Source organism: Vibrio sp. 10N.261.54.A5, assembly GCF_041471145.1.
Lineage (GTDB): Bacteria > Pseudomonadota > Gammaproteobacteria > Enterobacterales > Vibrionaceae > Vibrio > Vibrio crassostreae_C.
Genome location: NZ_JBFRNU010000005.1, coordinates 68331 through 78658, shown reverse-complemented (window position 1 = coordinate 78658; position 10328 = coordinate 68331). Strand labels below are relative to the sequence as shown.

General features: G+C 45.9%; 13 protein-coding genes. 5 read left to right on the top strand and 8 right to left on the bottom strand.

Annotation, left to right across the window (positions count from 1 at the left end; all coding sequences use genetic code 11):
- The first annotated feature begins 236 nt into the window (after nt 1-236).
- Nucleotides 237-782, top strand: a complete 546-nt coding sequence (locus tag AB4329_RS01160) for a gamma carbonic anhydrase family protein (protein WP_017058763.1) — start codon at nt 237-239, stop codon at nt 780-782.
- Here AB4329_RS01160 and AB4329_RS01155 read toward each other — a convergent pair.
- The 4 genes from AB4329_RS01155 to AB4329_RS01140 all read right to left on the bottom strand — a co-directional run bounded on the left by AB4329_RS01155 (nt 779) and on the right by AB4329_RS01140 (nt 3468).
- Nucleotides 779-1048, bottom strand: coding sequence for a DUF1488 domain-containing protein (locus AB4329_RS01155; RefSeq protein ID WP_017058764.1), 270 nt, complete (start codon nt 1046-1048; stop codon nt 779-781). The two genes, AB4329_RS01160 and AB4329_RS01155, sit on opposite strands and share 4 nt — an antisense overlap.
- Before the next feature lie 17 nt (nt 1049-1065).
- Complete coding sequence (gene aroE / locus AB4329_RS01150; RefSeq protein ID WP_372137582.1) at nt 1066-1896, bottom strand: shikimate dehydrogenase; 831 nt, start codon at nt 1894-1896, stop codon at nt 1066-1068.
- A gap of 77 nt (nt 1897-1973) precedes the next feature.
- Nucleotides 1974-2891 (bottom strand): oxygen-dependent coproporphyrinogen oxidase, encoded by a 918-nt coding sequence (gene hemF, locus AB4329_RS01145; RefSeq protein ID WP_017069580.1) that lies wholly within the window; start codon nt 2889-2891, stop codon nt 1974-1976.
- A 19-nt stretch (nt 2892-2910) separates the two neighbouring features.
- Nucleotides 2911-3468 (bottom strand): L-threonylcarbamoyladenylate synthase, encoded by a 558-nt coding sequence (locus AB4329_RS01140; protein WP_372137581.1) that lies wholly within the window; start codon nt 3466-3468, stop codon nt 2911-2913.
- Between the two features lie 195 nt (nt 3469-3663).
- Between AB4329_RS01140 and purE the strand changes: the two genes are divergently transcribed.
- Nucleotides 3664-4149: a 5-(carboxyamino)imidazole ribonucleotide mutase gene (gene purE, locus AB4329_RS01135; protein WP_004735777.1), complete on the top strand. Its 486-nt coding sequence runs from the start codon at nt 3664-3666 to the stop codon at nt 4147-4149.
- Nucleotides 4150-4154: 5 nt separating this feature from the next.
- Entirely contained in the window at nt 4155-5285 is a 1131-nt protein-coding gene (locus AB4329_RS01130) for a 5-(carboxyamino)imidazole ribonucleotide synthase (RefSeq protein ID WP_372136741.1), read from the top strand.
- Nucleotides 5286-5373: 88 nt separating this feature from the next.
- Here the strand turns inward: AB4329_RS01130 and AB4329_RS01125 are convergent, their stop codons facing one another.
- The 4 genes from AB4329_RS01125 to AB4329_RS01110 are packed head-to-tail and all read right to left on the bottom strand — an operon-like array spanning nt 5374 to nt 8630.
- A complete protein-coding gene (locus AB4329_RS01125) occupies nt 5374-5943 on the bottom strand; it encodes a type I DNA topoisomerase (RefSeq protein ID WP_017063003.1) in 570 nt (189 codons plus the stop codon).
- A 12-nt stretch (nt 5944-5955) separates the two neighbouring features.
- Nucleotides 5956-6432 carry a DUF494 family protein gene (locus AB4329_RS01120; protein WP_029235095.1) on the bottom strand — a complete coding sequence of 159 codons (477 nt, stop codon included), beginning with the start codon at nt 6430-6432 and terminating at the stop codon, nt 5956-5958.
- 3 nt (nt 6433-6435) lie between these two features.
- A complete protein-coding gene (dprA, locus tag AB4329_RS01115) occupies nt 6436-7548 on the bottom strand; it encodes a DNA-processing protein DprA (RefSeq protein ID WP_372137580.1) in 1113 nt (370 codons plus the stop codon).
- Complete coding sequence (locus AB4329_RS01110) at nt 7545-8630, bottom strand: LysM peptidoglycan-binding domain-containing protein (RefSeq protein ID WP_372137579.1); 1086 nt, start codon at nt 8628-8630, stop codon at nt 7545-7547. Before AB4329_RS01110 ends, dprA begins: the two co-directional genes overlap by 4 nt.
- A gap of 140 nt (nt 8631-8770) precedes the next feature.
- Here AB4329_RS01110 and def point away from each other — a divergent pair, with 140 nt between their 5' ends.
- Nucleotides 8771-9283: a peptide deformylase gene (gene def / locus AB4329_RS01105; RefSeq protein ID WP_017058772.1), complete on the top strand. Its 513-nt coding sequence runs from the start codon at nt 8771-8773 to the stop codon at nt 9281-9283.
- Between the two features lie 37 nt (nt 9284-9320).
- On the top strand, nt 9321-10268 hold the full coding sequence (fmt, locus tag AB4329_RS01100; protein WP_017058773.1) for a methionyl-tRNA formyltransferase: 948 nt from the start codon (nt 9321-9323) through the stop codon (nt 10266-10268).
- Nucleotides 10269-10328: the final 60 nt, after the last annotated feature.

Below are 10328 nucleotides of genomic sequence, written 5' to 3'. Positions count from 1 at the left end.
AAACTTTTTTCAAGCGCTTAGCTTGGCTAATTTGACCTGCTGATTCGTTTTGGTTTCTTACGAAGCCATCCCGTGTCAGCGAGGTGGCATTATAGAGATTTCGATCACACTGGCAAGCCCTTTTTGAAGTTTTTCTTACTTTTTTGATTGTTCGAGCGTTTTTTGTTCAAAACACCCCATTTTCACTAGTATTCCTCTTAATTAAGGGCTTAAGGTGCCTATATAAAGGAGGATTTATGAGTTCAATACGCAGTTATAAAGGAATATCCCCTCAGATTGGGCAAGGTGTCTATATAGATACCAGTTCAGTACTGGTTGGTGATATCAAAATCGGTAACGACTCTAGCGTGTGGCCTTTGGTTGCAGCTCGAGGGGATGTGAACCACATTCATATTGGAGAGAGAACGAATATCCAAGATGGTAGTGTCTTGCACGTCACCCATAAGAATGCTGAAAACCCTGACGGTTATCCTCTCTTAATAGGTAATGATGTCACTATCGGGCATAAAGTAATGCTGCATGGCTGCACTATTGAGGATCGTGTACTTGTTGGTATGGGAGCGATCGTGTTGGATGGCGTGATTATCCAAAAAGAAGTGATGATTGGTGCTGGTAGCTTAGTGCCACCAAACAAGGTACTTGAAAGCGGTTACCTCTATGTAGGAAGCCCAGTAAAACAAGCTCGCCCATTAAATGATAAAGAGCGTGCCTTTCTACAGAAGTCTGCAGACAACTACGTTCAGAATAAAAATGACTATCTAGACTCTGTAATTTCAGTCTAAAGCGCTTTGATCTGAATCCGATTAGAGGAGTCATACTCCTCTTCTTCTATTAACTCTTCCGCTAGCTCTTCAATATCGAAACGTAACTCTGAAAAGATAACTAAAGCTTGATCGCCTTCTTCTATATCTTTACCTGCCAATCGTGATAATTCCTCAATAGACATGACACATTCAATCAATGCGCCCGACTGTTGTGCTGGGAACGTGATTGTTCGGCTCTCTTCATCCCAATCTTGGATATCAGGAAATAGAATTGATTGATTCATTTTTTATAAACACCCCATTACATCTCTAGATTTTTACGTAATTCTCTTAAAATCTGTTTTGTTCCCGGACGAAGACCACGCCAAAGCATAAAGCTTTCTGCTGCCTGCCCCACTAGCATACCCAAACCATCATAAGCAGCATGAACACCATTATCTAATGCCCATTGATTGAATACCGTCGTTCCAGATCCATAAACCATGTCATAAACGGCGCTAGTAGAATTGAAAATCACCTCAGACACTTCAGGAAGCTGCCCGCTTAGACCAGATGAGGTAGAGTTAATAATGACATCAAAGCCTTCATTAACATCACTTAGCCCCATCCCCTTGATGTTGCCATGCGACGAAAACATCTCAGCCAGAAGTTCAGCCTTGGAGCTGGTTCGATTAGCGACCACCAGCTGTTGTGGCTTTTGGTCGAGAAGAGGTTGAATCACTCCTCTCGCAGCACCACCAGCGCCAAGAAGAAGAACACGTGCTCCTTTTAGCGTGACTTGATGTTGAAGCAGGTCTTGAACTAAGCCCTCACCATCGGTGTTATCACCAATGATCTCTCCATCATCTAACTTCTTAAGGGTATTTACGGCACCAGCTAGTTCAGCTCTCTCAGTTAGGCGATTGGCTAACTGATAGGCATCTTCTTTAAAAGGCGCTGTGACATTGCACCCTCGACCACCTTCGCTGAAAAAGGTTTTGGCAGCAGTGATAAATTGACCGTGCTCTGGCTGTAATGCTGTATAGGTAAGTTGTTGGCTGGTTTGGCGAGCAAATAATGCGTGAATGAATGGCGATTTGCTTTGCCCAATAGGATTACCGAAAACGGCATAACGATCTACTTGCTGTGTCATATCCTTACCTAACAGAAATAATAAAAAGGGTCATCTATATAGATGACCCTATCACTATCCCTATAAGGAAGGAAGAACTACCAAACTCGAGGTTTGAGGTAGTCACTATAAAGCAGAGCTTCTGGTGAGCCCGCTTGCGGTTCATAGCGATATTCCCAACGAGCCAACGGCGGCATCGACATCAATATAGACTCTGTGCGCCCACCGCTTTGCAGGCCAAATAAGGTACCACGGTCGTAAACTAGGTTGAATTCAACATAGCGGCCACGACGGTATAGTTGGAAGTCACGCTCACGTTCGCCATAAGGTGTATCTTTGCGACGCTCGACAATAGGTAAGTACGCCGCAGCAAAACCTTCACCGACAGCCTGCATATAAGCAAAGCTCTTATCGAAACCCCACTCATTTAAGTCATCAAAGAACAGACCACCAACACCACGTGTTTCGTCTCGGTGAGGAAGATAGAAGTACTTATCACACCACTCTTTGTGTTCTTGATAAACATCATCACCAAACGGCGCACAAAGATCTTTAGCAGTTTGATGCCAAGATTGGCAATCTTCATCGACAGGATAAAATGGCGTTAAGTCAAAACCACCACCAAACCACCAAATCGGGTCTTCCCCTTCTTTTTCCGCAATGAAGAATCGAACGTTCGCGTGTGAGGTTGGGATATATGGGTTTTTAGGGTGGATAACTAATGAAACCCCCATCGCCTCAAACTTACGTCCGGCTAACTCAGGACGGTGAGCGGTTGCAGAGGCAGGCATTGCTTTACCAGCGACGTGAGAGAAGTTAACTCCACCCTGTTCAAATAAAGCACCATTGGTCATCACGCGAGTACGACCACCGCCACCTAGACGATCGCCAGGTTCTCGCTCCCATGCATCTTCTTCAAACAACGCTACACCATCAGCTTGCTCAAGCTGCTGGCAAATCGAATCTTGTAGGCTCAGTAAAAACTGCTTTACTGCTTCTTTATCAATTGCTGACATCTTACTTCCTCTGCAGGGTTTAACCCTGTCTTAATATTTTCGACGTTTTTGCATCTCTAATTTCGCTTGGCTTCTCACGGCCACCCGTTTGGCCTTCTAGAATCGCGACTAAGTGTTGACCCAGTTGCTGTTGAACTTCTTCAGTCGTCATACAAGGCGGCTCGCCAGTCAGGTTGGCACTGGTAGAGGTTAACGGCTTGCCGAACTCATTACACATTCTTTGAACCAAAGGGTGATCCGTCACTCGTACCGCGATGGAATCAAACTGGCCGCTGACCCAGTCAGTAACTTTGCTGCTGGTTGGCATAATCCAAGTGACCGGACCTGGCCATGTCGCTTTCACTGTTACCAACTGTTCTTCCGTCAACTGGCTTTCATCAATATAAGGAAGCAGCTGCTCGTAACTTGCAGCAATCAAGATCAAGCCCTTTTCAACTGGACGATGTTTTAACTCGAGTAATTTCTTGATGGCATGTGGATTATCAGGATCACAACCAACCCCAAAAACGCCTTCGGTCGGGTAAGCAATGACTTCACCTTGTTGTAATGCCTGCAATGTATGTTGAAAGTTATCCACGGGTTGCCTCATTAAGTCAGTTATCGAACTCGCTAAGTGTACAAATTATCATTCACTGTGACTAAAGCTATTTGTTTATAAAATGTATCAATTAACAACTTAGACTGACGCAAACGTTTTCCTTAAGTAATTTTACCCGTATAATGCGCGCAAAATATCTAATCACTAATTAAATCGTACCTGAAGGAGTTTGAGATGACTGTCGGTATTATCATGGGTTCTAAATCTGATTGGCCAACAATGAAGCTAGCTGCAGAAATGTTGGATCAGTTTGGCGTGGCGTACGAAACAAAAGTGGTTTCTGCTCACCGCACACCTCAGTTGCTTGCAGACTACGCAACCAGTGCGAAAGAGCGCGGTATTAAAGTAATTATTGCTGGTGCTGGCGGTGCAGCGCACCTTCCGGGCATGGCTGCTGCTTTCACAAGCGTACCAGTTCTGGGTGTTCCAGTTCAGTCTAAAGCACTGAAAGGCATGGACTCTCTGCTTTCTATCGTGCAGATGCCAAAAGGTATCGCGGTAGGTACTTTGGCTATCGGTGAAGCTGGCGCTGCCAATGCAGGCATCCTAGCGGCTCAAATCATTGGTACACACAATGAAGAAGTAATGGCAAAAGTAGAAGCATTCCGTTCTGAGCAAACAGAAACGGTTTTGGCTAATCCAAACCCTGCAGAGGACTAATTTCCATGCATGTTCTTGTGTTAGGCGCGGGCCAACTTGCTCGCATGATGTCCCTAGCTGGGGCACCGCTGAATATTGAAATTTCTGCTTTTGATGTTGGCAGCAAAAATATTGTTCACCCATTAACGCAAGCGATTCTAGGTAACGGCTTAGAAAATGCGATTGAGCGTGCGGACGTCATTACTGCTGAATTCGAACATATTCCTCACGATGTACTTGAGGTGTGTGAGCGCAGCGGTAAGTTCTTACCGACAACAGAAGCAATCAAAGCTGGCGGTGACCGTCGTCTTGAAAAAGCCCTGTTAGACGAAGCGAACGTGAAGAATGCTAAGTACTACGTGGTTAACTCTCGCGAAGACTTTGACGCTGCAATTGCTCACGTTGGCTTACCAATGGTGTTGAAGAGCACACTTGGCGGCTACGACGGCAAGGGCCAATGGCGCTTAAAGACATTAGACAATGTTGACGCGACTTGGGCAGAAATGACTGAGTGCATTACCGCGACCGACAACCAAGCGATTGTGGCTGAAGAGTTTGTTCCGTTTGACCGCGAAGTATCACTGGTTGGTGCTCGTGATACCAATGGCGAGGTTCAAGTGTATCCACTGGCTGAGAATGTTCACACCGACGGCGTGTTGAGCTTATCGACAGCGATTGATGACATTGAACTGCAAGAGCAAGCTAAAGCCATGTTCACTGCCATTGCTGAGCGTTTAGATTACGTTGGCGTGCTAGCACTTGAGTTCTTTGATGTTCAAGGTTCACTGCTTGTTAATGAGATTGCACCACGTGTTCATAACTCGGGCCACTGGACGCAACAAGGCGCAGAGACTTGTCAGTTTGAAAACCACCTACGTGCAGTGTGTGGCATGCCACTAGGTAGCACTAAACTGATTCGTCCAACCGCAATGATCAACATTCTTGGCGAAGATACTCTTCCTGAGGCTATTCTTGCTCAAGGTGGTTGTCATGTTCATTGGTATGGCAAAGAAAAGCGTGCAGGTCGCAAGATGGGTCACATTAACGTGAGCGCTGACTACAACGCAGAATTACAAAGAGCTTTGTGCTCATTGGCTGAGATTCTTGATAAGCAAGCCTACCCTGCTGTGCATGAGTTTGCTGAGCAGATGAAGTAAGCCTACATTGGCTTATTGATATAAAAAGTTTATTGGATACAAAAACGGCGCTCAGTGAGCGCCGTTTTTTTGTGTCTATAATATCGAGTTATTGAGATTGAATGTGGTGACACTTGCGATCAGCGCATTGCTTCTTGGTACCACTGGCTGTTTTCTTCTCAAGTAACAACGGGAACTGGCACTGTTCACAACGACCTATAACAGGTGGCTGATTAACGGCGAACTTACACTTAGGGTAGTTATCACACGCATAGAAGGTTTTGCCATAGCGAGATTTACGCTCAACCAAGTGGCCTCGACCACACTCAGGGCAGGCAACAAGTGGCTGCTCTTCAGGTTGTTCTTTCGGTTGGTCCAAAGATTCGATGTGATTACACTCTGGATAACTGCTACAGCCAATGAACATCCCAAAGCGACCTTGCCTTAATACCAATTCGTTTTGGCATTTAGGACACGGAACGCCCAGCTCTTTCACCACATGACCATCATTTTGATGAAGAGGCTTGATGTAATCACAGCTCGGATACTGCTTACAGCCTAAAAATGGGCCGTGCTTACCATGGCGAAGCTGAAGCTCCCCACCACACTGTGGACATGGTTCATGCTCTAACGCATGTTCATGTGCTGAAAAAAGCTGATTATCAATCTTACTACTCATGATAAGCCTGTATTAATGCAAGATACCTTGCTCTTTGGTGTACAACAGCTCTTCCATTTGCGTGTAAGCACTTTCATTACCCGGTACATTGAACAGTACCATTAAGATAATCCACTTCAGATCATCCAACTCAAATTCATTGGTCTCTAACCCCATGACACGATCAATCACCATTTCACGAATCTCTGTCGTGAGGACGTTGATCTGCTCAAGGAACAACAAGAAACCACGACACTCCATATTAATACGTGATATCTCTTTACTTGTGTAAACACGCATCGAGGTATTAGAGCACATAGTAATCGCCGCTTGGTTATCGGTATCTTGCAGTGCAGCAAGGTCTTCTAACCAATGGAGAGCCTTATAAATATCATCTTGGTGAAACCCCGCTCGAAGAAGTTCATCTTCAAGTTCGTCTTGATCCACCTGCAATTCAGAATCGCTATGGATGTAGGTTTCAAACAAGTACATCAGTATGTCCATCATCATAGCTTAGCCTCTCCCCTTTCGAATATAGCCACCGGAAACTGCAACAACATGCCCTGAGAGCTCAAGCTCTAAAAGCTGCATCATGACCTCATGCACAGGTATATGGGTTCTCTGTGCCAAAATATCAACGGGTGTCGCCTCTAATCCTACGTTAGCTAACAGCTGTGGAAATGGCAATTGTTCATTTTCACCCTCATTCGGCGTAGGTTCGAATAAGCTCGGCTGCTGATCTATAGACCAGTTTAACAGACTCTTTATTTCAATCAGAACATCTTGAGCATTTTGCACTAAACATGCTCCAGCTTTGATGAGACTGTTACCTCCGCGACTGGTTGGGCTATGAATAGAACCGGGCAGCGCAAACACTTCTCGACCTTGCTCCATGGCATAGCGAGCGGTAATTAAAGAGCCACTCTTCTCAGCCGCTTCCACCACCAAGGTTCCTAACGACAAGCCACTTATAATACGGTTACGACGGGGGAAATGTTCAGGTCTTGGTTTTGCGCTTGGGCGGAATTCTGAGATCAGCGCACCATTCTCACAAATCCTATCCGCTAGGTTTCTGTGCCTCGCAGGGTAAATTGAATCCAAACCTGAACCTAAAACCGCGAAAGTCTCGCCTCCTTTATCTAGTGCGCCATCATGGGCATAACCATCAATACCAAGCGCTAAGCCGCTAGTGACAATCAAACCGTTTTGTACAAACTCTTTAGCGAATGATTTCGCCGTCTGTAGACCTTCGATACTGGCATTACGGCTGCCAACCATCGCGATTTGAGGTTCAATCAGCTTTTCAACGTTACCTCTAACGAAAAGCACAGTAGGCGCCGAAGCAATCTCACTCAGCAATTTAGGATAATGTGGGCAACTCGGAGTCAGGATGTGATGGTTGGATTGTTTAGCTCGCCAAGCGAGACAAGCCTCTACCTCTCTTGGGGCCTGTTCTCTTAGATAGGAGATTTGTTTGGTTGATAAACCCAATGCTTGCAGCTGTTGCCCTGAGTAACCAACAATATTTAAAGAAGAATCAACACTGAGTAGGCGAGCAAGACGCTTTCCACCCAGTTGCGGAATAAAACTTAACGTTAACCAAGCGATCAGTTGCTCTTCATTCACTCGCTTCCCTCTTCTGTCACTGCAAGGTCCAAAGGCGATACCGCCACAATGTCATTACTTACTGGCTTTGAACTTTGAGTGATCAACGCGAGGCTAAAATACTCATAAGGACGAATGACCATCAAGCTACCGAGCGAGGTACTTGGTAGCTGCACTTTATTACTCGCCGCAGACTCTTTATAGCTGTATTCACCCTGCTTACCAAACACCACAGCACCGCTTTCGCTGAGGGTAAACATAGAACCTTGGCGAAGGTTATCCTGTGAACCTTTGTTGATCACCACTACCTGATTCTTCGCGCTGTACTGGCTGCCATCTAATGAGCCCAAGATATTAGCAAACTGACCTGCCGCACTAGGTGCAGGATAAAACGTGGTAGAGAGCTTCACCTGATCAACACCAAGTTCTGGTAGCACAAGGTCATTAAGCAGCACCTCTTGCAGCTGAGTGTCTATCTGCAAGCTGCTGAACTCAGCATCCACCTCTTTTAAGCGCGCAGTGGCGACCAGTCGCAAAGAGGTAATACTCGCTTGGGGTTGCTGCCGTTGGTAGGTTTCAACTGCGCGGTAGATACCCCACTTTTGATGTTGTTGGTTACCTGAGATAAACAACCGGTCTGCACCCGATAAGAAACGTTTACCATCACTGGTTCCTAATACTCGTTGTGCCGATTCGATATCTTGCTGCTCTACCAAGCGATCAGACTGTAAATAAGGTAGAACCAGTCCCTCGTTGACGGTAGGTACTGCTTTCTTCTCAGAAACACGAATCTTAGGGCTGAGTTTGATAACAGGCTTGAGGCTCAAGACAGGTTCACCATTAATCCAAACCAACGACAGTTTGTCTCCGGGATAAATAAGGTGAGGATTTTCTATCTCAGGGTTTACCTGCCATAACCTTGACCACAACCACGGGCTATCAAGATACATCGCAGATATATCCCATAAGGTATCGCCCTTTACCACCACATACGCCTCAGGTGCGCCCTGCTTAATGGTTAAAGGTTGAGCGCTATTTTCAGCCGTAGCGGCGAACGAAAGCGAGGCACAAACAAGAGAAAAAATGGGAGAAAAATGACGCATGACCTAGGTTCCTTGGTCTGAATATATGACATCTGATTTGAGAATTACCTTCAGGATGCTGTCATTTGACCTCTAAAATGTCTAGAATTGAGCCAACAAGGTTTAAGCTGTTTCGGCACAGTTCAATATTTCGAGTGTATATGTCTGTATTACAAGTATTAACATTACCAGATGATCGTCTACGTACCGTGGCGAAACCGGTAAAAGAAGTTACCCCAGAGATTCAAAAGTTCGTTGATGACATGATTGAAACCATGTACGACGAAGAAGGTATCGGCCTTGCGGCAACGCAAGTAGATTTCCACCAACGCATCGTTGTTATCGATATTTCAGAAACACGTGATGAGCCAATGGTGCTTATCAACCCTGAAATTACTGAGAAGCGCGGCGAAGATGGAATCGAAGAAGGCTGCCTATCTGTACCAGGCGCTCGAGCTCTAGTACCTCGCGCTGCAGAAGTAACGGTTAAAGCACTAGACCGTGACGGCAACGAATTCACATTCGACGCTGACGACCTTCTGGCTATCTGTGTTCAGCACGAACTTGACCACCTAGAAGGCAAGTTGTTTGTTGATTACCTATCGCCACTAAAGCGTAAACGTATCCAAGATAAGCTAGCGAAGATTAAACGTTTCAACGAGAAACAAGGTTAATAACCGCTGCTATTACTAAATTAGAAGGAAGCCTACCTTGAGTCAGTCTTTAAGAATTGTCTTTGCAGGTACTCCGGATTTCGCCGCCCGTCACTTGGCGGCGTTGTTGTCTTCGGAGCATGAAGTTGTTGCTGTTTACACACAGCCAGATCGCCCAGCAGGCCGCGGTAAAAAACTCACTGCGAGCCCAGTAAAAAACATCGCACTTGAAAACAATATTCCGGTTTACCAACCAGAAAACTTCAAGTCAGATGAGGCTAAGCAAGAGCTAGCTGAATTGAACGCTGACATCATGGTTGTTGTCGCTTACGGCTTATTGCTTCCGCAGGTTGTATTAGATACGCCTCGCTTAGGTTGTATCAACGTACATGGCTCTATCCTACCGCGCTGGCGTGGTGCTGCTCCGATTCAACGCTCTATTTGGGCGGGTGATAAAGAGACAGGCGTGACGATCATGCAGATGGATATCGGCCTAGATACTGGCGACATGCTAAGTATCGCGACGCTGCCTATCGAAGCGACAGATACTAGCGCATCTATGTACGAGAAATTAGCGGGCCTTGGCCCTGATGCGCTTGTTGAATGTCTAGCGGACATCGCTTCTGGCAAAGCAGTTGCAGAAAAGCAAGACGATGAGCTTGCGAACTACGCGAAGAAGCTAAGCAAAGAAGAAGCGCGTATCAACTGGAGTGATGAAGCTGCGCATATTGAGCGCTGCGTTCGTGCCTTCAACCCATGGCCAATGAGTCACTTTGAAGCTGCTGAGAACAGCATTAAAGTATGGCAAAGCCGTGTGGCAGAGCAAACTTCTGATAAGCCTGCAGGTACCATTCTGCAAGCGGATAAAACTGGTATCTATGTTGCGACAGGGCAAGGCGTACTTGTTCTTGAACAACTGCAAGTTCCAGGTAAAAAAGCCATGTCAGTTCAGGATATCTTGAACTCACGTGCAAGCTGGTTTGAAGTTGGTACACAACTTTCTTAATCCGCTTTTAAAGCTGCTAATTACGCAGCTTAGAAAACCTTTACGAGGGCAGAGATGCCC